This window comes from Sporosarcina sp. SG10008 (assembly GCF_044569405.1).
GTDB classification, from domain to species: domain Bacteria; phylum Bacillota; class Bacilli; order Bacillales_A; family Planococcaceae; genus Sporosarcina; species Sporosarcina psychrophila.
The window spans coordinates 2,737,239-2,761,839 of the sequence record NZ_CP172607.1; the positions used below are offsets into that span (position 1 = coordinate 2,737,239).

Sequence of the window (24,601 nt, forward strand, 5' to 3'; positions counted from 1 at the left end):
GATTATTTCTTTTTCTGAACACGTTCGCGTTCGTTTTTATCAAGTATCTTCTTACGAAGTCTAATCGATACTGGCGTCACTTCACAATACTCGTCATCACCCAGATATTGTAACGCTTCTTCAAGCGACATAATACGTGGTTTTTTAGTTGTAACTGTTTGGTCTTTAGAAGCTGAACGTACGTTTGTCGCTTGTTTAGCTTTTGTTAAGTTGATTGTCAAATCGCTTTCGCGCGTATTTTCACCAACAACCATCCCAGCATAGATTTCAGTTCCAGCACCAACGAACATAATACCGCGGTCTTCTAGCTGCATGATGCTGTAAGGCGTAGCTGTACCGTTCTCCATTGAAACAAGAACACCGTTTCTGCGGCCGCCGACTTTACCTTTTGCCATTGGCTGGTAAGAATCAAACGTATGGTTCATAATTCCGTAACCTCTTGTCAATGTAAGGAATTCAGTTGAATAACCAATCAATCCACGCGCAGGTACATTGAATATTAGACGAACTTGTCCATTACCATTGTTGATCATATCAAGCATTTCGCCTTTACGCTCACCAATCGACTCGATAATAGAGCCTGTATGCTCTTCAGGAATATCAATTTGTAAACGTTCGATAGGCTCACAACGAACACCATCTACTTCTTTCACGATTACTGTTGGTTTCGAAACTTGCAATTCAAATCCTTCACGGCGCATGTTTTCAATAAGAATAGAAAGGTGAAGCTCTCCGCGTCCTGAAACAGTCCATGCATCAGGCGAATCAGTTGGATCTACACGAAGAGATACATCTGTTTGCAATTGTGATTGAAGGCGTTCGTCAATTTTTCTTGACGTTACCCATTTACCTTCTTTACCTGCAAACGGGCTATTGTTTACAAGGAATGTCATTTGTAACGTTGGTTCGTCAATGAACAACTCTGGAAGTGCTTCCAGATGATCTGCCGGACAAATTGTTTCACTAACGTCAATGTTCTCCATTCCAGATACCGCAACAAGATCTCCTGCGAAAGCTTCTTGGATATCAACGCGTTTCAAACCAAGGAATCCAGACATTTTCGTAACACGATAGTTTTTGACAGTACCATCACGTTTTATAACGGCAACCGACTGTCCGACTTGCATCGTTCCACGGAAAATCCGTCCGATACCGATACGGCCAACATAATCGCTGTAGTCAAGAAGTGATACTTGGAACTGTAAAGGCTCGTCTCTATTATCGATTGGAGCAGGGATATGTTCTAGAATTGCGTCATATAGTACACGCAACGTTTCTTCTTGTGTTGAAACGTCTGGTGATAAGCTTGCAGTACCGTTGAATCCTGATGCATAAATAACTGGGAATTCAAGTTGTTCATCATTCGCATCAAGTTCGATGAATAATTCAAGAACTTCATCAACTACTTCTTCCGGGCGTGCAAATTCACGGTCAATTTTATTAACGACAACGATTGGTTTCAAGTTCTGCTCAAGCGCTTTTTTCAATACGAAACGCGTTTGTGGCATACACCCTTCGTATGAGTCGACAACAAGAATTACACCATCTACCATTTTCAAGATACGTTCCACTTCTCCGCCGAAATCTGCGTGACCTGGTGTATCCAAAATGTTGATTTTTGTATCTTTATATTCAATTGCCGTATTCTTTGCAAGAATCGTAATTCCGCGTTCACGTTCAATTTCATTTGAGTCCATTGCACGATCATCTACTTGTTCGTTAGAACGGAAGATTCCCGATTGTTTTAAAAGTTGATCGACAAGCGTCGTTTTTCCGTGGTCGACGTGGGCGATAATTGCTATGTTACGTAAGTCACTTCTAAGTTTAGTCATGATTTCACTCCATTATTCTTTTTTCAGTTGATTAACTGTGTTATTATAGCACATGTAAAGATAATTCGAAAACATTTAATTGTAGATGGAGGTATTTTTTTGAAAAACATCAAATGGATTTTCGTTTTTTACTCCATTGCCGCTATCGCTTCAATGTGTGCAATCGGCGTTGCAGTCGGTATGAGCAGCCCCACGATTGCGATTATAGCCATCGTTGCATTGATTCTAATTATGGGTAACGGATTTAAAACGAAAAAGAAATATAGAGAACAAGGCCTACTTTAATAACATTCTTTTCAAATGTGACGTTTCATGGTAATCGTAGTATTCGATGCCTGTAACGTCCTTTTTTTTATTGTTTTAGGTCAATATAGTTTGTCACTATATCTTGATGCAATCCAGGCCTTGCGACTATAAATGTATCCTGCCCAAGAAGGTGCGGGAAATCCCCTTTCATGTTTGTTGCAACTGCACCGACCTCCTGCGCAATAACAATGCCCCCAGCAACATCCCATGGCGACAGCCTCATAGACATGTATGCATCCAGCCTACCTGAAGAGACATACGCCAACTCGAGCGCTGCCGAGCCATATGATCTTGTCCCTCTACACGTTCTAATCAGTTCAATAATTTTTTCGTTGTCAACGAAGTGATTCGGAGCCACCCAACTGGCATTAATACCAATAACGGCTTCTTCTAGTGGTGTAATCTCCAATTGCGGTAGCCGTTCATCATTGAAATAAGCCCCTTCATCTTTAGCAGCATGATAAAAATCATCGCGCATTACATCATAAATATAACCAAGCATACCGACGCCTTCTGCATATATTCCGAGAGAGATGGCAAAGTTCCGTTTTTGGTGAATGAAATTCATCGTTCCGTCAATTGGGTCAAGCATCCAAACGACCCCATCAAGCGTCTGAACAACATCGCCAAATCCTTCTTCACCAAGAATCTTATGGTCAGGAAAATCTCTTTTAATCCTGCTGATGAAGAATTGTTCGATTTCTTTATCAATATTTGTCACAAGGTCATTCGCACTCGATTTTGTATCGATATCGATTTGATTGAAAAAAGACACTCGAATTTTATGACCCGCTTCTTTTATCAACGACTTTGCATAACGATCAATAATTCCCCACTTCATAAAGCCACCCCTTCCAAACGACTATCTATAGTACACTATATCGAAAAAGGCATCCCATTACACTATCCCTGTTTCTAAAGGATGTGTATGGATGCCTTTTCTGGTCCGACAATCAGAATCATGCGAAGCCATTAAGTATCTCCAGCTCACGGTGAATTTCCATAAGCCTATGCTTGCTTTTCATTTTTTGCTTTGCATCATCTTCTTGCACAGCATCGAAAAGTGTTGCAAGTTCATAATCGAGTTCTAGGTTAAGTAGCTTCACATATTCTTTCTCTACATCGGCTTTGCGAATAACATGGACGACTTGTTTCATAAGTTGACACCCCTTTTTCAGTATATAGTCCAAATTTTCCGTTAGTTATACTTAAAATATGCTACGACCAGAGTTCGCTCTAGTTATAAGCCTTGTTACTAAAGATTGTTCCCCTTTTTCTGTTATGATAAACGTGTAAATGTAATTGGGGGTAATGAAAATGGTTGGTCTTTTTTGGGAAAAAGATGATTTTGATGTATTTTCAATTGAAGGGCTAGAAAAGCGGATGGAAGCATTGCAAAATCGAATCCAACCCAAGTTTGGAACTCTAGGTATGCATTTTGCGGACCGCCTTTCAGCACATGGGACTGATGAGTTTTTTCCACATGTCGCAAAACACGCAAGACGGACAGTAAATCCACCAAATGACAGTTGGGTCGCCTTCGCACCTGCTAAACGGGGCTACAAAGCATTGCCTCACTTTCAGATTGGCTTATGGGGGTCACATTTATTCATTATTTTAGCGGTAATTTATGAGAATTCAGATAAAAAAGGGATTGCCGAGCGTCTAGATAGCAAATTGGATGTTTTAACTAGCCTCCCTGGTACTTATATCGTTTCTGGTGATCATATGAAACCCGAAGCTACAACTATCGAACAAGCGGGGGACGTTGGACTCGAACAACTTTTAGAGCGGTTACAAACTGTCAAAAAAGCGGAGTTCCTTGTCGGTCGGCATTTACCAAGTGAAGACGCCGTTAAACTTTCCACCGAAGAATTCATGGCATTTGCAGAAGAGACTTTTGACCAACTGCTACCTGTTTATGATGTAGTCATTAATAAACAATAAAAGCGTAAGCGCCTTGGTAGACCCAACAAGCGCTGGAAGGCCTTAAGAGAAAGGCGCTCTTTGCCCTTTAACTTATGGCCTGATGCGACAGGGGAAGGCAGCTTAGGATCGCGACATCCTGTCGCAACAAGGAGGGATGCAGTTTCAATCCCTCCCCACTGCATGACCCACGTCGTGTGGGGCTAGGCGCTGGAGTCTAGATACTGTTCCAGGTGAAAACCTTATACTTCTTAGCTTTAGATAAAAGGAATGCTCCCGCTTAACGCGAGGGCATTCCTTTTATTATTTCTTCACCACTTGTATCTTTCGCCATTTGAACAACACGGTAACAGACGTAACCGCTCGCTTCCTCAAATTCCTTGCACAATGTTTTTTCTTCCGCCGTGGAAGGAACCACTTTTTTGAATCCCCGATATGCCTCCATCAGTTTTCCTCCTGCAATTCCTGATTCATATGCTTTTTCAACCGCCTCATAAAATGCCGCTACTGCGATAATTTCTGTGGTCGACCAATCATGCCTAATTGGATAATTATAATCCATGCTAATTCGCTCCCTTTACTCTCTTTAGTTCCATCTTTTACGAATTGTTTCCGCCTCATTCACCATACGCTCAACTAATTCTGCAACGGATGGTACATCGTTAATAAGCCCAGCAACCTGACCCGCCCATCCATAACCATTATTGGCATCTCCATCATGAATAAAACGGCGATTAGCTTCGCCACTGATTAAATCTTTCATCGCTTCATAATCAGCATTTTTAGCTTCCATGTCAATTATTTTCTTCGTCCAACTTCCCGCTAATGCTCGAGCGGGTGCTCCTAGTGTTCTTTTAATAACAGTCGTATCGGTTTCACTACTTGCAAGAAGTAGATTGATATAAGCTTGAGATGCATGGACACACTCTCTCGTCGCAATGAATCTTGTTCCCATCTCAATCCCCTCGGCGCCTAATGCCTGAGCGGCCATCCAACCGCGACCATCCCCGATACCACCGGATGCAATAACTGGGATTGAAACAGCATCGACAACTTGTGGAACAAGTACCATCGTTCCGATATCGTCACGCCCAAGATGTCCCCCACCTTCTTGTCCAACAACCATAACTGCATCAGCTCCGAGTGATTCCGCTTTCTGAGCCTGCCTTTTTGCAGCAACTAGCACAAGCTTTTTAACGTTGGTATTTTGAAGTTGGGCAAAAAATGGCGCGGGATTCCCACCCGTTACCGACATTACTGTAACGCCTTCCTCCAGAGCAGCTTCCACCATATGGGCATATGGACGTCCATGTTGTCCAATCGCAAAGTTCACGCCGAACGGTTTATCAGTCAGCGTTTTTACTTTTTTAATTTCAACGCGCAGTGCATCTGCTGAATCCAAACTCATTGCCGTAATTTGTCCAAGTCCACCTGCTTCCGAGACGGCAGCAGCAAGTTGGGCATAAGCCAAGTAAGCGAGTCCCCCTTGAATGATTGGATAATTGATATCGAGCAGTTCCGTTATTTTTGTTTTCCATTCCATTTGAATGCCTCCCCCGTTACTCCACTGACACTCTTCTTCATCCCCATCTACTAAACCTGCAAACAAAAGGCAGAAAAAGCTAGGTCACACGGATCCACATACCTGTTTCATAGTCCGATTCAAACTAAAAAAAACCATCTACGAGGATATCTTGCTACCTCATAGACGGTCTTAATCACTGACTCTAGAAAATTATTTCGTAATCATATGAATTGGTTTACCCAAAGCGACTTCAGCCGCTTCCATTGAAATTTCACTCAATGTTGGGTGAGCATGAATTGTCATTGCAACATCTTCAAGTGTCATTCCTGCTTCGATTGCAAGAGCAAGTTCAGCGATCATATCTGATGCACTTTCACCCACAATTTGCGCTCCAAGTAGAAGCCCGTCTTCTTTACGTGATACAAGTTTGACGAAACCTTCAGAAGCATCAAGTGCAAGTGCACGTCCATTAGCTGCAAACGGGAATTTCCCTACTACTGTTTCATAACCTTCTTCTTTTGCCTGTTGCTCGTTCAAGCCAACAGCTGCAAGTTCAGGATCAGTGAAACAAACGGCAGGAATCGCCAAGTAGTCAACTTCAGACTTCTCGCCTGAAATTGCTTCTGCTGCAATTTTAGCTTCATAAGAAGCTTTGTGTGCAAGCTGAAGACCTGGAACGATATCACCGATTGCATAGATATTTGGAATGCTTGTACGGCATTGTTTGTCGACTTCGATAAGACCACGCTCAAGGAACTTGATGCCCATCTCTTCTAATCCGATTTCATCCGTATTTGGACGACGACCTACAGTAACAAGTACGTAATCAGCTTCGACTTTCTTCTCTTCTCCGCCTACTTCGTATGTAACTGTAACGCCAGTAGCTGTCTCTTCAACGCCTTTTGCAGACGCTTTAACAACAACTTCGACGCCTTTTTTCTTCAAGCCTTTTTTAACGATTTGTGTCATTTGTTTTTCAAAACCTGCAAGAATGTCATTGCCGCCTTCAATAATCGTTACTTCAGATCCAAGATTTGCATATGAAGATCCTAGCTCAGTACCGATATAACCGCCACCGATAACGACAAGTTTACCCGGTAATTCTGTAAGACTCAAAGCACCTGTTGAATTGATAACGCGTTTCGTAAATTTGAATGTCGGGATTTCAATCGGACGTGAACCCGTTGCAATGATTGCATTTTTGAATTTATATGTTTGCGCAGAACTTTCGTCCATCACACGTACTGTGTTGCTATCGACGAAATAAGCTTCACCTTGAACATAATCAACCTTGTTGCCTTTAAGAAGTCCTGCAACTCCGCCAGTCAACTTGCTGACTACGCTATCTTTGAACGCTTGCGCTTTAGTGAAATCTAGTTTCACTTCTGTTGCTGTAATTCCCATTGAATCGGAATTTTTTGCATTGGCATAACGATGTCCAACAGCAATTAGCGCTTTAGAAGGAATACATCCTACGTTCAAGCACACGCCACCAATATCGCCTTTTTCAACAACGATTACTTTTTGGCCCAATTGTGCCGCACGGATTGCTGCGACATATCCTCCCGGTCCAGAACCTACGACAAGTGTATCTACTTCGATTGGAAAGTCTCCTACTACCATTGTTTACGCCTCCATTAATAAAAGTTCCGGATTTGCGAGCAATCTCTTAAGGTGATTCAGCGCGTGTTGTGCAGTAGCGCCGTCGATCATCCGGTGATCGAATACCAATGACAATGCTAACATAGGTGCCGCTACAATTTCACCATTTTTCACAACTGGCTTTTCTGCGATACGACCAATTCCAAGAATTGCAACCTCAGGATGATTAATGATAGGTGTAAACCATTGTCCTCCTGCAGACCCAATATTCGTGATGGAACAAGAAGCACCCTTCATTTCAGCAGGTGATAATTTACCATCGCGTGCTTTTACGGCAAGGCTATTGATTTCATCAGAAATTGCGAAGATTGATTTACGGTCTGCATGCTTGATAACCGGAACAAGAAGTCCGCGGTCAGTGTCCGCAGCGATACCAATATTGTAATAATGCTTCTGAACAATTTCTTGTGTAGCATCATCGAGTGAGCTATTGAACGCTGGGAATTCACGCAATGTCGAAACAAGTGCTTTTACGACATAAGGCAAATACGTCAGTTTGATATCTTTTTCTGCAGCAATGTCTTTGAACTTTTTGCGATGTGCAACGAGTTCGGTAACATCCACTTCGTCAAGCAACGTAACATGCGGAGCAGTGTGTTTTGAATTGACCATCGCTTTTGCAATTGCTTTTCGGATTCCAGACATTTTTTCGCGTGTTTCAGGGAAATCGCCTTCAAGATGAACTGGAGCCGGAGCCGAAGTTTCTTGTGCAACGCTTTCAGCTTGACCATCTTGATCCGCCACTGCTGGAGTTGCCGCTTGTGTTTGTCCACCATTTTTGAATGACTCGATATCTTCTTTCAAGATGCGGCCGTTTTTGCCTGATCCTGCAACTTGCTGAATTTCGACACCTTGCTCACGCGCAAATTTACGCACGGAAGGCATTGCAATAATGCGGCGATTCGGATCGACGTCTGTTTGTGCTTGCACACTTGCAGTCGGGGCAGCTACTGTTGTAGTTGCTTCTTCCTTAGGCGCCTCTTCTTTTTCAATCGGTTGACTCGCTTCAGCTGTTGCTTGAACTTGTGCTTCAGTTTCTGCGTTGTCATCCTCTTCAGATTTCACATTTTCATAACCAGGTGCATCGAAGCGAATCAATACATCCCCTACGACTGAAACTGTTCCTTCGGAAACGAGTATTTCTTCAACAGTACCCGTAACCGGTGATGGAATTTCCACAACTGCTTTATCGTTTTGGATTTCAAGAAGTATGTCATCTTCATTGATCTTATCGCCTTTAGCGACGAACCATTTTACGACTTCACCTTCATGGATTCCTTCTCCGATATCTGGTAAACGGAATTCAAATGCCACGTGATTCACCCTTTCTTAATTGATACCTTTTTAGAACGTCAATACTTTTTTAGCTGTTTCAATAATATCTTTCGCATTCGGAAGCCAAGCATTTTCACCTTGCGCAAATGGATAAATAGTATCCGGTGCAGTTACGCGAAGAACAGGTGCTTCAAGGCTTAGAATTGCGCGCTCTGTAATTTCAGCTACGATATTCGCAGCGATTCCTGCTTGTTTCTGCGCTTCTTGCACAACGATTGCACGGTTTGTTTTTTCAACAGATGCAATGATTGTTTCGATATCCATTGGTTGAATTGTACGCAAGTCGATAACTTCTACAGAGAAGCCTTCTTTTTCAAGTTCTTCAGCCGCTTTCAAGCTTTCGTGAACCATTGCGCCGTACGTGATAATTGAAAGGTCTTTCCCTTCACGTTTCACATCCGCTTTCCCAAGTGGAATCGTGTACTCTTCTTCAGGAACTTCTTGTCTGAATGAACGGTACAGTTTCATATGTTCAAGGAAGATGACCGGATTGTCGTCGCGGATTGCAGAAATCAGTAACCCTTTCGCGTCATATGGAGTTGAAGGGATAACTACTTTCAAACCAGGCTGTGAAGCTACGAGACCTTCAAGGCTATCAGCGTGCATCTCAGGTGTTGCTACGCCGCCTCCGAATGGTGAGCGGATTGTAACAGGTGCATTGAAACGACCTGCACTACGGAAACTCATGCGCGCAAGTTGACCACTAACTGAGTCAATTACTTCATAAAGGAAACCAAAGAACTGAATTTCCATAACTGGACGGTAGCCTGTGAATGCCAACCCGATTGCTAATCCACCAATACCAGATTCTGCAAGCGGTGTATCGAATACACGCACTTCGCCAAATTCTTTTTGCAAGCCTTCAGTTGCACGGAAGACTCCTCCGTTATTTCCAACGTCTTCACCGAAGACGAGGACGTTTTCATCATTTTTCAGCTCCGTACGTAGAGCATCAGTTATTGCTTGAATCATCGTCATTTGTGCCATCGGTTACTTCGACTCCTTCTCTGTGTAAATGGCTAGCTGTTCCTGCAAGTTGTATGGCAGGTCGCCTTTGTACATGATGTTGATAAAATCGCTTACTTTTTGTTTAGGAGCTGCATCAGCTATTTTGATTGCTTCTTTAATTTCTTCTTTAGCACGTTCAATTACTACGTTTTCTTGTTCTTCATTCCAGATACCTTTTGCTTCTAGGTATGTACGGAAACGGATTAACGGATCGCGTTTTTCCCACTCGCTGTCTGTTTCTGAAGTACGGTAACGCGTAGGATCGTCTCCTGCCATCGTATGTGGCCCGTAGCGGTAGCAAAGCGCCTCGATTAGTGTTGGTCCATCGCCATTGATTGCGCGCTCGCGTGCGTCACGTGTAACCGCATACACCGCAAGAGGGTCCATACCGTCAACAAGAACACTTGGTATACCTGCTGCAATACCTTTTTGTGCAAGCGTTTTTGCAGCTGTTTGCATGTCACGTGGAGTCGAAATAGCAAATTGGTTATTCTGAATGATGAAGATTGCTGGAGAACGATATGCTCCTGCAAAGTTAATCCCTTCATAGAAGTCACCCTGCGATGTCCCACCGTCACCTGTGTATGTCATAGCAACTGCTTTCGTTCCGCGTTTTTGGAAGCCAAGTGCAATGCCTGCTGCTTGAATATATTGTGCACCGATAATGATTTGTGGCGGGAATACGTTGACGCCTTCTGGAATATTACCACCTTGGAAATGGCCGCGTGACCATAAAAATGCCGTTGATAACGGTAATCCGTGGAATAACATTTGTGGAACGTCACGATAACCTGGAAGGATGAAATCCTCTTTCTCAAGTGCAAATTGTGAAGCAAGTTGTGAAGCTTCCTGCCCCGCTGTCGGTGCATAGAATCCTAGACGTCCTTGACGGTTCAACGAAATTGAACGTTGATCCAAAATACGTGTATATACCATACGAGTCATTAACTCAATGAGTTCTTCATCGGATAAATTCGGATCTGCATCCTTATTAACGATTTCGCCTTCTTCGTTCAAGATCTGGAACATTTCAAACTTTTCTTCAATCGCGTGAAGTGTTTCCACCGGATCGAACTGCTTGTCTTTTTTGGCAGCCATTTCGGCAACTCTCCTTTATAACTGTATTATGAACCATTAGTGTATTGATTGGTACAATCTATTCCCTTCACAGTATATCTAATCAGAACTGAATGGTCAAACATAGTAATCGCATGTACCTTTGCAGATAATAGCTATTAGAATTGATTGTCATCACCAAACTGTATTAGCACAATAAGACGTCTGTATTATAATAGAATACCATTTTCCCGCACTTTATATTTATAGAAAAAAGCATAGAATTAACTCTACTGCCTCACTACTGCTTATTCTTCTTTCTGTAAATTAGAGAAAGTGTCGTCCTTTAACACATTCACTTTGACCGTCGCATCATTAAAAGAGATAACTGCTGTATGGACTAACTCATTCTGTTCATTCACTTCGCCGACCTTATCCTTAAGTTCCTTTAGTTCAACTTCCTCAGCAACAAGCATTCCGTATAACTCCTCTTGAAGACTGGTAAGTTTTTTATATTCAACAACAAAGGCTGAATGGAGCTCATATCGGTTAGTTACAGCTTCTTTCAGTTCTTCTATACTTTTTTCAACAGTTCCATCTGTTTGTTCAATGATTGCATCGAGTTCGTCCACGGATTTGCTTGCTTTACTTATGGACTTTTCTTCTCCTTCTATATGAGTAAGTCGTTGTCCCAGCAATTCTTCAAGCTCAGCTACCTTTATTTTCAGCTCACCTAACTGTTGTTGCGTCAACTCCATCGTCTGATTGAATAATTCCTGTTCCAATTTTTCAAGCTCCGTCAATTCAGCTTGCGCATCCTTATATGCTTGTTCGGCATTATTCATCTTTGTTATAGTAGCTGACAGTTGCGTTTTAATCGTCGAGTCAGAACTACACCCTGAGAGCACCAAAGTTACCGCTAATATGTATCCAATGATAGATTTCTTCAAAATTGCCGACCTCCAATTTCCCTCTACACTATAACGTTTTATATTTCACTATTCAACTTCGCGTTCAATTTCTTCCACCCCTATTCACATTCGTTTATACTATTGAATAGAGTAAAACCGAAAGGAAGATTGCACGATGATTTTAATGGAACATATTGTTAGGGAAGGACACCCTGCTCTCCGCAAACGAGCCGAAGAATTAAGTTTCCCATTGTCCGATGTTGACCGGAAACTTTGCGAGGATTTGATGGGGTACGTTATAAATAGTCAAGATTCCGAACTGAGTGAAAAGTTCGACCTCCGCCCTGGAATCGGCCTGGCCGCACCACAATTGGATAAATCGAAAAGAATATTTGCACTCCATATTACAGATGATGTTCAACAAGCAATTAGTTTTATTGCTGTTAATCCAAAAATCGTCAGTCACTCTATCGAAAAAACCTATCTTCCTTCAGGTGAAGGCTGCCTGTCAGTAGATCGCGATGTAGAAGGATATGTACCTCGTTATGCACGAATTACAATTAAAGCCTATGATCCCGATGGCCATGAATTCAAAAAAAGATTGAAAGGACTTGCCGCTATTGCTTTTCAACACGAACTTGATCACTTGAATGGTGTCATGTTCTATGACCATATTGATAAAGAAGTACCTTTTAAGGATATTCCCGGTGCCACCCCACTTGTTCGCGATTGAAATGTTTTCTGTGTAAACAGAGCGAAGTTGAACGGAATCTTTATATCCTACATGATCCTAGAGTTTGTTCAGTTTGTAGTATGGTGCCAAGTGTGTGGTACCAGCTACTGTCTCAATTTGAAGGGCAGTAGCTGATACAACCCCCTCCCCCCATGTTACTGGTGATTACTTGGATCTTTCGACTACGCTTTTAAATAACGGATGGATCTTTCGGCTATGCCGAAAATCCCGCTTGACACAATGTTCTGAATATAGTATAATGATTTCGAGGAGTGATGTCGCCATGTACAAACGCCTAAAACGAAAATGGTTGAAACGGCTAAATGGCATACTCGGAAAAAAAACTATCGCTTAATTATGTTAAGTCCGCCATCAAATTGGTGGGCTTTTCTTTATTTTAAAGAGGTGTCATGCTAATATAAAGAGAATCAGTTCAAACGAACGTAAAAAGGAGAGCAAACGATGATTTATAAAATCTATTATCAAGATAACTTGCTTCAAATACCAGTCCGTGAAAATACGAAAAGCATGTACATCGAGGCGGACTCGGAAAGGTCAGTCCGTGCGAAGTTGAAAGATCGTGCTTTTAACATCGAATTTATCCAACTTCTTGAAGGTGTTCATCTTGAATACGAACAGGCTGCACCCTATTTCGAGCTTGAAGAGGTTTAAGTATGAAATCTATCAAAAACAATGAAACTGCCGTTTTCGCTTTAGGCGGACTAGGTGAAATCGGTAAAAACACATATGGTGTACAATTCCAAGACGAAATTATTCTAATTGATGCTGGTATTAAGTTCCCTGATGACGCATTACTCGGTATCGACTATGTCATTCCAGATTACACATACCTTGAACGTAATGTGGACAAGATTAAAGGCCTATTCATTACACATGGCCATGAGGATCATATTGGTGGTATTCCTTATCTTCTTCGTAAAATTAACGTGCCAGTATATGGCGGAAAACTTGCACTTGGACTTTTGCGTAACAAACTAGAAGAGCATGGTCTGTTACGGACTACGAAGTTGATCCCTTTTGGTGAAGATGACGTTTTCAAGTTTCGTAAGACAGCGGTATCATTTTTCCGGACTACACATAGTATTCCAGATGCATTCGGTGTTGTAGTTAAAACACCTTCCGGTAATATTGTTCACACGGGTGACTTCAAATTCGACTTCACACCAGTTGGGGAACCAGCAAACTTGACGAAGATGGCGAAAATCGGTAGCGAAGGCGTACTTTGTCTGTTATCAGATAGTACAAATGCTGAAATCCCTAACTTCACAATGTCTGAACGAAAAGTCGGCGACAGCTTGAATGAGATTTTCAGAAAAGTTGAAGGCCGTATTATATTCGCGACATTCGCATCAAATATTCATAGACTGCAACAAGTAATTGAGTCTGCCCAGGTATTGGGTCGTAAAATTGCGGTATTTGGCCGCAGTATGGACAATGCCATTACAATCGGTCGAGAACTTGGTTACATCGATGCACCGAAAGAATTATTTGTCGATACCCAATCATTGAATAAGCTGCCGGCCAACAAAGTATTAATTCTTTGTACAGGTAGTCAAGGTGAACCGATGGCTGCACTTTCTCGTATTGCAAACGGAACGCATAGACAAGTTCAAATCCATCCTGGCGATACGGTAATTTTCTCGTCTTCACCGATTCCAGGCAATACACTTAGCATCAATAAAGCTATTAATGCACTATTCCGTGCAGGTGCTGATGTGCTCCATGGTTCTTTAAATAATATCCATACTTCCGGTCACGGTTCGCAGGAAGAACAAAAATTGATGATCAGATTGATCAAACCAAAATTCTTCATGCCGATTCACGGTGAGTATAGAATGTTGAAAATCCATACTGATCTTGCTGTCTCTTGTGATGTTCCTCGAGAGAACACATTCATCATGGGGAATGGCGATGTACTCGCTCTTACACAAGATGAAGCGCACCTTGCTGGTCGGATTCCTTCTGGTGATGTCTATATTGACGGAAGCGGAATCGGGGATATCGGCAGCGTCGTTCTGCGTGATCGCAGAATTTTGTCTGAAGATGGTCTTGTAATTGTTGTAGCAACTGTAGATCTAAAACGCAATCGTGTCGTTTCAGGACCAGATATCATTTCTCGTGGATTCGTTTATATGCGTGAATCTGGTGCAATGATTCACGAAGCACAACAGATGTTATCCAAACAGATGCAGCGCAAGCTTGCAAGCTCGCCCTCAGATTTCGATGCACTGAAAAGTGAAATCATTGATGTTCTCGGACCGTATTTATACGATAAAACGAAACGTAAACCAATGGTGCTTCCTGTTATCATGGAAGTTTAACAAAGCTAAAAACCGTAAACGCCTATAAGCGTTTACGGTTTTTTTATTCATTAACACATCTGTTGATAAACCTAATAGTAACTAGTGAATAACATGATTACCTACTGGGCGCTACGTGTATAGTTGCATTTTTCGATTGCTTTGGATTGAATGACTTCTAAACAATTAACGGGATGTCTGACTGTGTAGGGATAAGTACACGTATTGCTGAAGCTTTTTGGGACGAAAGAATAGCTTGTGCTTCTTAGCTGGATAAAAGCCGCCAAAGATGCAATTTTGGCGGCTGATACTTTCTATAAAGGTTCACATGATTACATGCATACTCTTTGCTAAAAGTAAGCAAGGAACGCATTGTACAACGTAATAGAGTGCCCGAAATTGCATCTTCGGGCACTGATACTCTCCATAGAATATAATCTATTCTTTTCTTCCAAACGACTGCATTTTTTACTTGAACATTGTAGGTACGCGACAGGAAACTATTCCTAATAGTATTACTGAAAAGAGTGTGGTAGAAGTGACGAAGTCACTTCTACCACACTCGGACCCCTCAGTAAATCTATCATGAATAGTTAGTCGAAAGCGGGCCGAAAATAGTGCAGTGAAAATGAAGGTCTTCAAGCCCTACTCACCAGTATTTCATGCAAGTAAATGATTAATCAACAGACGTGATTCATTAATGCAGTGCTTTCTTTTCAAACTTATGGATTTCCTCATCCGATCCAATGACAATCAGGATATCTTCAAGTCGGATTTTTTCAATTGCTTGAGGAGATACAAGTATATGCTTACCTCGTTTGATGGCAACAATATTGACACCATATTTGGCCCTAATGTCCAAATCTATTAATGTTGATCCAACGAGTTTATCATTCGCCTTTATTTCCGCAATGGAATACTCATCTGACAGTTCAAGATAATCGAGTATATTATTCGATACCATATTGTTCGCAATTCTAATCCCCATATCGCGTTCAGGGTGTACTACCTGGTCTGCCCCAATTTTACGCAACACTTTTTCATGGGAATCATTTTGAGCTTTCACTGTTATTTTTTTCACACCAATTTCCTTCAACATAAGTGTTGTCAAAATACTTGCTTGGATATTTTCTCCAATTGCAACGACTACATGTTCGAAGTTGCGGATGCCTATTGACCTGAGAACAGACTCATCAGTCGTATCGGCCGCTACCGCTTGTGTAGCAATGTGAGCATACTCATCCACTCTTTCTGATGAAATATCGATAGCCATAACATCAGCATCGAGCTCAATTAGTTCTCTTACAATACTCCCACCAAAACGACCCAAGCCAATTACCGCAAATTCCTTTTTCATAGAGCACCCTCCCCTATCCACTTACTGGATTCGATTAGTGTATCACACTGAATTAGCACGCTCAAATATCCATCTATCGTCTAAAGGCGCCACGTCATGTGGCGACGTCCTCACTAGTACATCCTGTCGCAATAAGGAAGAGATGGCTATTCAATCCCTCCCCACTGCATGACCAACATCGTGTGGGTCTTTGGCCTAGATGTAAAATCTCTATAATACAACTTATCTACAACAGTACGTGGTTTTACTATTTCCTAAACAATTAAAAATGCCCGATGTCGCGAATGCGCAATCGGGCTGATTCTTTACTCTTTTTTCATTTCATCTAGTACGCGGTTAACGCGCTTTTCAAGCATTTTCATGCCCCCGCCGCCTGCTTGGAAGTGACGTAACTGGCCGTCTTTATCAAACACATAATAAGCCGGAACATATTGGTTATCGAATTTATCCGTTAGTGTCGCTTCACTATCGACAAAAATCGGTTGAGTAATGTCGTGTTCAGCTGCTACTGATTTGATTTCAACTAGATCTAAATCGTCTTCAGAACGTGGCATATGAACTGCGATGACGTTTAAATCTTCTTTGTATTTGTCTCTAAATTCATTGACTTCAGGCATTGCTTCCTTACATAAGTGACAGCTAACAGACCAGAAATGGATTAGAGTTGGTTTTTCACCGACCAATTCCTCTTTTGTTCTTTCTCCATTCAACCATGCTGTTGCACCTGTAAGTTCAGGTAATTGATCACGTAGTTTCATGCTTTTTCCTCCTTCGTTTTTCAAAAAAATCCCCACTGCTAATATATGCACGGGGACTTCATTTGGTAAAAATTCAACTGTTACTTATAGTGTCTTCTGACCAGGTCTCCAGTTAGCCGGGCAAAGTCCGCCAGTTTGAAGAGCTTGAAGCACACGCAATGTTTCGTCAACATCACGGCCAATATTGTTGTGGAATACTGTTTGGTATTGAAGTTCACCTTCAGGGTTGATGATGAACAGGCCGCGTAGTGCGATACCTTCTTCTTCAATCAACACACCATAGTCGCGTGAAACTTGGTGGTTAGTATCTGCTGCTAGTGGATATTTCAACTGCTCTAAGCCATTATCTTTACGGTCTGTGTTGATCCACGCAAGGTGCGTGTGGATTGTATCCGTAGATAGACCGATAATTTCTGTATCCAAATCTTCGAATTCATCATAACGATCAGACATTGCTGTAATTTCCGTTGGACACACGAATGTGAAGTCCATTGGATAAAAGAATAATACTGTCCATTTATCGTTTTTCATATTTTCTTGAAGGCTTACTTTTCCAAAAGACTTATCTGCTAGTACCGCATCCAATGCGAAATCTGGTGCTTGCTTACCTACCATACGGTTAATCATTAAATAACCCCTCCACTAATTCTTTTGTGCCAGGACAACCGCCTGCACAATCCTTATCAAGACTAACAAAAAAATCGCCCTATTTCAAACGGAGCGCCTTGTCCAAACAGCGCCCTATTCAATATGTGGCAATTCCATGACGTATATACAGTCATTATGTTTACTCTTCTCCCAATTGAGGGAAAAGAGTTGTAAGTGTTATTTACAATTAGACGGTTTCGCAGGCCGTGCTAGGCAATATTCACAAGTTGGATCACTACAAGAGCTCTCACGCCATTCGTCGCACGATGGGCAAAATATGGAATCGTGTTCGTCATTATAATCTAATGGATCAAGGCAGATTTTGCAGTGATTGGGCAGTTCTACTATATTGCGGATCTTTCCATTTTTCATAAGAAAGATGCCTTCGATTTCTTTTTTATCTTCCAACAGATTACCAATCGATTCCCAACTAAGTCCGAGGTCTTCCATTGTCCATTTACGGTCATCCGGGTCCAAATAAATTACTTTCTTTTTTCCCAATCAAAGCCCTCCTTTATTCGCTATATTGTACCATGAAAAGCCAAAATTTCAATTGATGAAGGATGAGTGAAAATGCAGTTAACAATTCCAATTAATAAACTGGATATTCATCATTCGCATATGTCATTTACTCTTCCTATAAGATATGACAGTATGGGAAAGGATGACCTTGCGCTAACACTTAAGGCAAATGACTACGCTTTTTTTCAGATAGACAAGTCTTTAAGTGAAGGTAGCGTTAACGAAGATGAAATCTCTGTTACTGGCAAAGAACTTAAACAGTATTTTCTACCCTATATCGAAGACAAACTCTTTCCCACTTCGTTAGACGAAAATGGATTTCACAGATTTACAAAGTCTATCATGAAACGCTTTGAATACAAACTTAGAACTATAAATATGTCTTTCGTTATCCAAAGCGTCGATATAATACTCGGCCCTTTCGACATTGCTTTTTTAACTGTCAAAGTTCAATTAGATAAACAGGACCATGAACTAGCAGACGTTCTTGATTTCATGCATCATTTCAGAGCAGTCGAACCTCAGTTAGTAGAGGAACAAGGGATGTTAATTATCTGCCCCGAAAATGGAAATCACTTATCTATTCGACATCTACTTTTTGAATATCTATGTCCTTTTTTGGAAAAATTCATATTGCATGATGATAAGTCGAACGGCTATTCCAGCTCTCTGCCTTACTTTGAAGATGAGAGGATGTATACAACCGCTTTCCTTTTCTGCCAGCAAGATTCTCTCATCACAGATGATCAATTGTATCGAATGGGTGCTTTGGACGGTAGATTACCTAATGGCCAGCTATTCATATCCGCTAATAATCCAAACTATATCCAGCGTTCTCTGAATCAGTCACTTCATGATAGATGGGCCCCAAACACGTATACAGTTACAACTGAGCATGCATTTGTAACTGTTACAAACTGCCTTCCTAAGGATATGAGCAGGGAACTTTCACAATACATGGGTACTCATTATTATAACTTTCTTCTCCATTACTTTTATAAGATAATGTTACTTCGAATGTCTTTCGAATATAGTCAAATCGAATGGGAAAAAGATGAGGAGTATGTAAAATCACTGATTAAGTTCATCACGCTATTTTCAGCCGGCTATTATTCTCAGGAAGTAAGTACACGTTCGGAAGGAAAAGAGCTCTCGCTTATGTTCCGACAAGCATTCAATATTGATTGTCTTTACAAAGAAGTGAATACAACTTTGCACGAACTGTACAAAAGCCAAGAAAATCAAGCTTCCGACAAGATGAACATGCTTCTTTTCATTCTCACTATTTTCACCGTCATTTCAGGAATTTATGGTATGAATCTCGTAATTGAAGACTGGGAATCCCCTTTTGGCTGGAGGCAATTTTCCAGCTACACGTTTTTTGAATGGATCTCACTTGTCACTGCACTGAGTGGCATTGGTCTTTCTGCTTATTTAGTTGTTACTACATTTGGCAAAATGATGATGAGTAAACTGCGCCGAAAGAAATCAAATTCCCGTATGAAATAATGACCGGACCCTCTTTTCTTAACAGGAGGCTAATCCGGTTTTATTTATTATATATGTTGATCAAATGAATCCCTATAGTAACTGAGCGGAAGCCCTAAGACTAGCGGCGAAGCTGCTTGGCTTAGGGCGGGAGGCATCCCCTAGCGCCTAGCGGATTTGAAGGAAATCTTTATTCCAACTTATATATCAATCATGTCATTTATAGAAGCGAGATACTTCTGCTGAGTTATATTAAAGTAACGCTTGATTTTTGCTTGATATTTTGTATAATTAGAAGGGTTTTCAGTAAACTTCAAGTATAGTATTACTAAACTCCATTACGATTAGGGGGATGTCCATGGAGATTGGAAGCAGGATTAAAAGCCTACGCTTAAAAAAGGGGCTCACTCAGGAAGAACTTGGAGAACGGACTGATTTAACGAAAGGGCATATTTCACAGTTGGAACGAAATTTGAATTCCCCTTCGATTGAAACGCTTTTTGCATTATTAGAAGTGTTAGGAACGACACCTAAAGACTTTTTTGACGAACCCAAGAAAAATGTACAAGTTGTCTACTCGACTGATAATCAGACGATCTACAGCGATGATGAGATGAAATATAGTATTCGGTGGTTAGTGCCCAGATCAAATGAGAATGATATGGAACCTGTCCACATCACATTTCACGCACAGGGCGAATTTAAAAAATTCGAGCCATCTCTTGCAGAAACATTTATATATGTTTTGAAAGGAAAAGTCGCCGTGATCATTGGGAATACACAACACATCGCTTCAAAAGGAGATGCAGTCTACTATGATGCATCCGAGCATCACTGTTTATCAAATGCATCTAACGGAACGAGCGAAATACTGCTCGTCGCGACAGAATCTTACTTATAAAGAAAAGGAGTGTCAGCATGACGACTCAGCCAATTATTCGATTCGAAAATGTTACAAAAAAATATAACCATGATACAACTGTATTGAACAGTGTTTCCTTTGAAATGGAACGTGGAAAGTTTTACACATTACTTGGTCCATCAGGTTGCGGCAAAACGACAATTCTTCGTCTCATCGCAGGTTTTATCGAACCAACGGATGGGACAATTTTCTTCAATGGGAAAAAGATCAACAACGTACCTGCCAATGAACGACAAGTAAACACGGTTTTTCAAGATTATGCGTTGTTTCCGCATTTGAATGTTTTTGAAAATGTTGCATTTGGGCTACGTATTAAGAAAGTGAAACAAGTCGAAGTCAAACGTCGCGTTATTGAAGCACTGAAATTCGTCAACTTGGAAGGCTATGAAAATCGGGAAATCGCAGAAATGTCCGGTGGGCAACGTCAACGTGTCGCCATCGCACGTGCAATCATCAATGACCCAGAAGTTATATTACTCGACGAACCGCTATCAGCACTCGATTTGAAACTGCGTTCTGAAATGCAATACGAACTCCGGGAATTACAGCAACGATTAGGTAAAACGTTCGTATTCGTTACACATGACCAAGAAGAGGCACTCGCGATGTCTGATGAAATTTTCGTCTTGGATGCAGGAGAAATTCAACAATCAGGAACTCCACTTGATATTTATGATGAACCTATCAACCGGTTTGTCGCAGATTTCATTGGCGAATCCAATATCGTACCAGGAAAAATGATTGAAGATTTTGTAGTCCAATTTACCGGCAAAACATTTGAATGTGTAGACAAAGGGTTAAATCCAAATGAGAAAGTCGATATCGTCATTCGTCCGGAAGATTTGGAACTCACAACTGTCGATAAAGGGAAATTGAACGTGACAGTAGATACACAATTATTCCGCGGCGTTCACTATGAACTCTCTACTTACGATGCTGATGGCAATGAATGGCTTGTGCATTCAACTAAAAAAGCGGAAGTCGGCGTAACGGTCGGACTCGATTTTGATCCGGAAGACATTCATGTCATGCGCTTAAACGAATCTGAAGAGGAGTTCGACGCAAGACTTGAGGCATACGGGGTAGCGGATAATGAACAATAAACCACTACGCCCGCTGTACACGATTCCGTATACAGCTTGGATCCTGCTTTTTGTAATAGCGCCGATTGCACTTATCATTTACTATTCATTTTTTGACTTAGCAGGCCATTTCACTTTTGACAACTATATAAACTTTTTCTCTTCTGTCTATTTGAAACTGACTATCAGTTCATTCTGGTATGCGTTTCTTATTACATTGTTCACGTTACTGTTTGCCTATCCAACTGCTTATTTCCTGACGAAAACGAAGCATAAGCAACTTTGGCTTTTGCTCATTATTATTCCATCTTGGATTAATCTTCTTCTAAAAACATATGCTTTCATTGGCCTTTTCGGACTTTATGGTCCAATAAATGCATTGTTAGAAACGGTTGGTATTGGCAGTCAGCAAATTCTATTCACTGATTTTAGTTTCGTTTTCGTATCCGTTTATATTTTCATCCCGTTCATGATCTTACCGATTTTCAATTCACTTGATAAACTAAATCCGGCGCTTATCGACGCGTCACGTGATCTAGGTGCTAATTCATGGACGACATTCAGGCGTGTCATATGGCCTTTAACATTAAACGGTGTTAAATCGGGAATTCAAGTTGTTTTCATCCCTGCCCTATCGCTGTTCATGATTACTCGACTGATTGCAGGTAACAAAGTCATTACACTTGGAACCGCAATTGAACAACAGTTTCTTGTCACGCAAAACTGGGGAATGGGTTCAACCATCGCCGTATTCCTAATTTTATTTATGTTTATCATCATGTTGATTACGAGCAGTAGCGATAGGGGGACGACAATCAATGGAAAAGTTAAGTAAGCTTCCTAAAATCTATTTGGTAGTCGTATTCATTATTTTATATGCTCCGATTTTCTACTTGATTTTTTACTCGTTCAATTCAGGCGGCAACATGTCTAATTTTGAGTCGTTTACGCTTGAACACTACTCTGCAGTTTTTGAAGATACTCGGTTGATTGTCATTTTAATCAATACAATTGTCGTCGCGTTATTGTCTGCACTCGTTTCTACTGCAATCGGTGTGCTCGGTGCATTGTCTATTGTTTTCATGCGCAATAAAGCGATGCGCAATGCCGTGTTGTCACTCAATAACATCTTGATTGTCAGCCCGGACGTTATCATCGGTGCATCTTTCCTTATTTTATTCACAATGATTGGCGTCAAGCTTGGATTTGCTTCCGTACTTATTTCACATATCGCCTTCAGTATTCCGATCGTTGTCATTATGGTACTGCCTAAGCTACAGGAAATGAGTCCAACGCTAATCGATGCCGCACTCGATCTTGGGGCTTCAAAACGCGATGTCTTGACACGCGTTATTATTCCATTTATTAAACCGGGAATACTTGCAGGATTCTTCCTCGCATTGACGTATTCTCTCGATGATTTTGCCGTAACATTCTTCGTCACCGGAAACGGGTTCTCCACGCTGTCTGTTGAAATCTATTCAATGGCACGCGCTGGTATTACGTTGACAATCAATGCATTATCGGGACTTATTTTCTTAGTGACGGTTGTACTTGTTTTAGGCTATTACGCTGTTAGCCGCAAAACCAAAACACCGCTTTCGGGGGTGAAAAAATGAAAGATATTTTACGTGGTGCGGTAGTGATTATTATTATTTCCGCTATTTTACTACTCATCAATAGCAAGTTAAATGAAAGCGGAGGAAGTGCCAGCAAGGATTCCATTACTGTGTATAACTGGGGTGAATACATCGACCCCGATTTACTTAAACAGTTCGAGAAAGAAACAGGCATTAAGGTTACGTACGAAACGTTTGATTCAAATGAAGGAATGATGGGGAAAATTGAACAGGGTGGAACATCCTACGACATTACAATGCCTTCTGAATATATGATTGAAATGATGAAGGAAAAAGATTTACTGTTGCCACTCGACTACAGTAAGATTCCAAACATCAAAAATATCGATTCCTATTTTCTCGATTTACCTTTCGATCCTGACAATAAATATTCGCTACCCTACTTTTGGGGGACGGTCGGCATTGCATACAATTCTTCACTTTTAGAGGGACAGACATTTGAAGAATGGGATGATTTATGGAACCCCACTCTTACACAGCAAGTTATTCTTGTCGATAGCGCGCGTGAAACAATCGGAATGGGGCTAAACTCATTAGGCTATTCATTGAACTCTACCGATATGGACGAATTGCGTGAAGCGACAGATAAGTTAAAAACACTTAGCCCTAATATCAAAGCCGTCATCGGGGATGAAGTGACTCAACTGATGATTAATGGAGAAGCTGCTATCTCACTTACTTGGTCCGGCCAAGCCGCCGATATGATGTATGAGAACGAGGATATCGATTATATCGTCCCTGAAGAAGGCTCCAATCTTTGGTTCGATAATATGGTTATTCCCCGAACTTCACGTAATATCGATGGTGCACATGCGTTTATCAACTTCATGCTCGATGCCGAAGTTGCCGCACAAAATGCCGATTACGTCGGCTATTCCACACCAAATTTGGCAGCTCTCGACCTGATGGATGCTGAAGTGACAGAAGATGAACGTTTCTATCCCGATGAAGAAACACGTGATCATCTTGAAGTATATAGAAATCTTGGCCTTGAAATGCTGGGCCATTATAATGAATTTTTCCTGGAATTCAAAATGGATATGAAGTAAGAGGAAGGCAGTCTAAGTTCGCGACGTCCTGTCGCAACGACTGCATGACCTGCATCCTGCAGGCCCAAGTCGATGCGGCCGTTTAGATGCGACAGGCATAAGACAGAATGGCGGAGCGGCGTTCTTTGCCGCATAGCCAGGCTGGCTTATGACCCGAGCATCTGGCCGCCTGAGACTAGACAATGTAACGAAATGAGGAAGGCAGTCTAAGTTCGCGACGCCCTGTCGCAACTAGGAGGGATGTAGTTCACAATCCCTCCTAGTTGCATGACCTACACCCTGCAGGCCCAGCGGCGTTCTTTTCCGCATAACTAGGCTAGCTTATGGCGGAAGGCATCCCCTAGCGCCGTAGCTAATTCAATGGGTTTCTTTATTTCAACCTATATAGATATGATAAAGACGCCCTTCATACACACGAAGGGCGTCTTTACTTTCTGTACAGAAGTCTCATTAAAAGCTATTCCCATGCGATTTATGGTATTATACTTTAGTGACACGAAACAGTTTGGAAAGTTGGGAT

General features: G+C 41.4%; 25 protein-coding genes. 11 read left to right on the top strand and 14 right to left on the bottom strand.

Annotated features, from left to right (window positions below):
• Positions 1-2: 2 nt before the first annotated feature.
• Positions 3-1,832 (bottom strand): translational GTPase TypA, encoded by a 1,830-nt coding sequence (gene typA, locus ACGLYD_RS13200; RefSeq protein WP_067211576.1) that lies wholly within the window; start codon positions 1,830-1,832, stop codon positions 3-5.
• A 99-nt stretch (positions 1,833-1,931) separates the two neighbouring features.
• Between typA and ACGLYD_RS13205 the strand changes: the two genes are divergently transcribed.
• Positions 1,932-2,117, top strand: coding sequence for a YlaF family protein (locus ACGLYD_RS13205; RefSeq protein WP_399628357.1), 186 nt, complete (start codon positions 1,932-1,934; stop codon positions 2,115-2,117).
• Positions 2,118-2,184: 67 nt separating this feature from the next.
• On the opposite strand, the gene ACGLYD_RS13210 is transcribed toward ACGLYD_RS13205, so the two are convergent.
• Both ACGLYD_RS13210 and ACGLYD_RS13215 read right to left on the bottom strand, forming a co-directional pair.
• Complete coding sequence (locus ACGLYD_RS13210) at positions 2,185-2,979, bottom strand: inositol monophosphatase family protein (protein WP_067211581.1); 795 nt, start codon at positions 2,977-2,979, stop codon at positions 2,185-2,187.
• 118 nt (positions 2,980-3,097) lie between these two features.
• Complete coding sequence (locus tag ACGLYD_RS13215) at positions 3,098-3,295, bottom strand: hypothetical protein (RefSeq protein WP_067211583.1); 198 nt, start codon at positions 3,293-3,295, stop codon at positions 3,098-3,100.
• Between the two features lie 160 nt (positions 3,296-3,455).
• Between ACGLYD_RS13215 and ACGLYD_RS13220 the strand changes: the two genes are divergently transcribed.
• Positions 3,456-4,085: a YktB family protein gene (locus ACGLYD_RS13220; RefSeq protein WP_067211585.1), complete on the top strand. Its 630-nt coding sequence runs from the start codon at positions 3,456-3,458 to the stop codon at positions 4,083-4,085.
• A gap of 259 nt (positions 4,086-4,344) precedes the next feature.
• On the opposite strand, the gene ACGLYD_RS13225 is transcribed toward ACGLYD_RS13220, so the two are convergent.
• From ACGLYD_RS13225 to ACGLYD_RS13255, 7 genes are all read right to left on the bottom strand, one after another.
• Positions 4,345-4,626 (bottom strand): UPF0223 family protein, encoded by a 282-nt coding sequence (locus ACGLYD_RS13225; protein WP_399628361.1) that lies wholly within the window; start codon positions 4,624-4,626, stop codon positions 4,345-4,347.
• Between the two features lie 24 nt (positions 4,627-4,650).
• Positions 4,651-5,607, bottom strand: a complete 957-nt coding sequence (locus ACGLYD_RS13230) for an NAD(P)H-dependent flavin oxidoreductase (protein WP_399628364.1) — start codon at positions 5,605-5,607, stop codon at positions 4,651-4,653.
• Between the two features lie 192 nt (positions 5,608-5,799).
• Entirely contained in the window at positions 5,800-7,212 is a 1,413-nt protein-coding gene (lpdA, locus tag ACGLYD_RS13235; RefSeq protein ID WP_067211592.1) for a dihydrolipoyl dehydrogenase, read from the bottom strand.
• Positions 7,213-7,215: 3 nt separating this feature from the next.
• On the bottom strand, positions 7,216-8,565 hold the full coding sequence (locus tag ACGLYD_RS13240; protein WP_187045467.1) for a dihydrolipoamide acetyltransferase family protein: 1,350 nt from the start codon (positions 8,563-8,565) through the stop codon (positions 7,216-7,218).
• Positions 8,566-8,595: 30 nt separating this feature from the next.
• Positions 8,596-9,573, bottom strand: coding sequence for an alpha-ketoacid dehydrogenase subunit beta (locus tag ACGLYD_RS13245; protein WP_187045468.1), 978 nt, complete (start codon positions 9,571-9,573; stop codon positions 8,596-8,598).
• 3 nt (positions 9,574-9,576) lie between these two features.
• Positions 9,577-10,692 carry a pyruvate dehydrogenase (acetyl-transferring) E1 component subunit alpha gene (gene pdhA / locus ACGLYD_RS13250; RefSeq protein WP_067211600.1) on the bottom strand — a complete coding sequence of 372 codons (1,116 nt, stop codon included), beginning with the start codon at positions 10,690-10,692 and terminating at the stop codon, positions 9,577-9,579.
• Between the two features lie 266 nt (positions 10,693-10,958).
• Positions 10,959-11,600: a YkyA family protein gene (locus tag ACGLYD_RS13255; RefSeq protein ID WP_399628369.1), complete on the bottom strand. Its 642-nt coding sequence runs from the start codon at positions 11,598-11,600 to the stop codon at positions 10,959-10,961.
• 136 nt (positions 11,601-11,736) lie between these two features.
• On the opposite strand from ACGLYD_RS13255, the gene def reads away from it, so the two are divergent.
• The 3 genes from def (at position 11,737) to rnjA (ending at position 14,636) form a co-directional block, all read left to right on the top strand.
• Entirely contained in the window at positions 11,737-12,294 is a 558-nt protein-coding gene (gene def / locus ACGLYD_RS13260; RefSeq protein ID WP_067211605.1) for a peptide deformylase, read from the top strand.
• A gap of 462 nt (positions 12,295-12,756) precedes the next feature.
• Positions 12,757-12,966 carry a DNA-dependent RNA polymerase subunit epsilon gene (locus ACGLYD_RS13265; protein WP_067211608.1) on the top strand — a complete coding sequence of 70 codons (210 nt, stop codon included), beginning with the start codon at positions 12,757-12,759 and terminating at the stop codon, positions 12,964-12,966.
• A 2-nt stretch (positions 12,967-12,968) separates the two neighbouring features.
• Positions 12,969-14,636 carry a ribonuclease J1 gene (gene rnjA, locus ACGLYD_RS13270; RefSeq protein ID WP_187045469.1) on the top strand — a complete coding sequence of 556 codons (1,668 nt, stop codon included), beginning with the start codon at positions 12,969-12,971 and terminating at the stop codon, positions 14,634-14,636.
• Positions 14,637-15,312: 676 nt separating this feature from the next.
• Here rnjA and ACGLYD_RS13275 read toward each other — a convergent pair.
• The 4 genes from ACGLYD_RS13275 to ACGLYD_RS13290 form a co-directional block, all read right to left on the bottom strand.
• A complete protein-coding gene (locus tag ACGLYD_RS13275; RefSeq protein ID WP_067211613.1) occupies positions 15,313-15,972 on the bottom strand; it encodes a TrkA family potassium uptake protein in 660 nt (219 codons plus the stop codon).
• A 305-nt stretch (positions 15,973-16,277) separates the two neighbouring features.
• Positions 16,278-16,730: a TlpA disulfide reductase family protein gene (locus ACGLYD_RS13280; protein WP_187045470.1), complete on the bottom strand. Its 453-nt coding sequence runs from the start codon at positions 16,728-16,730 to the stop codon at positions 16,278-16,280.
• 84 nt (positions 16,731-16,814) lie between these two features.
• A complete protein-coding gene (locus ACGLYD_RS13285; RefSeq protein WP_067211617.1) occupies positions 16,815-17,357 on the bottom strand; it encodes a peroxiredoxin in 543 nt (180 codons plus the stop codon).
• Between the two features lie 198 nt (positions 17,358-17,555).
• Positions 17,556-17,879 (bottom strand): hypothetical protein, encoded by a 324-nt coding sequence (locus tag ACGLYD_RS13290; RefSeq protein WP_067211620.1) that lies wholly within the window; start codon positions 17,877-17,879, stop codon positions 17,556-17,558.
• 72 nt (positions 17,880-17,951) lie between these two features.
• On the opposite strand from ACGLYD_RS13290, the gene ACGLYD_RS13295 reads away from it, so the two are divergent.
• From ACGLYD_RS13295 to ACGLYD_RS13320, 6 genes are all read left to right on the top strand, one after another.
• Positions 17,952-19,409, top strand: coding sequence for a hypothetical protein (locus tag ACGLYD_RS13295; protein ID WP_399628375.1), 1,458 nt, complete (start codon positions 17,952-17,954; stop codon positions 19,407-19,409).
• 337 nt (positions 19,410-19,746) lie between these two features.
• Positions 19,747-20,289, top strand: a complete 543-nt coding sequence (locus ACGLYD_RS13300) for a helix-turn-helix domain-containing protein (RefSeq protein WP_067211624.1) — start codon at positions 19,747-19,749, stop codon at positions 20,287-20,289.
• Between the two features lie 17 nt (positions 20,290-20,306).
• Positions 20,307-21,413, top strand: a complete 1,107-nt coding sequence (locus ACGLYD_RS13305; RefSeq protein WP_067211626.1) for an ABC transporter ATP-binding protein — start codon at positions 20,307-20,309, stop codon at positions 21,411-21,413.
• Positions 21,403-22,227, top strand: coding sequence for an ABC transporter permease (locus ACGLYD_RS13310; protein ID WP_067211627.1), 825 nt, complete (start codon positions 21,403-21,405; stop codon positions 22,225-22,227). The genes ACGLYD_RS13305 and ACGLYD_RS13310 overlap by 11 nt, the downstream gene beginning before the upstream one ends.
• Positions 22,211-23,011: an ABC transporter permease gene (locus ACGLYD_RS13315; protein WP_067211630.1), complete on the top strand. Its 801-nt coding sequence runs from the start codon at positions 22,211-22,213 to the stop codon at positions 23,009-23,011. Before ACGLYD_RS13310 ends, ACGLYD_RS13315 begins: the two co-directional genes overlap by 17 nt.
• Positions 23,008-24,081 carry an ABC transporter substrate-binding protein gene (locus ACGLYD_RS13320; protein ID WP_338655728.1) on the top strand — a complete coding sequence of 358 codons (1,074 nt, stop codon included), beginning with the start codon at positions 23,008-23,010 and terminating at the stop codon, positions 24,079-24,081. The genes ACGLYD_RS13315 and ACGLYD_RS13320 overlap by 4 nt, the downstream gene beginning before the upstream one ends.
• The last annotated feature ends 520 nt before the right edge of the window (positions 24,082-24,601 follow it).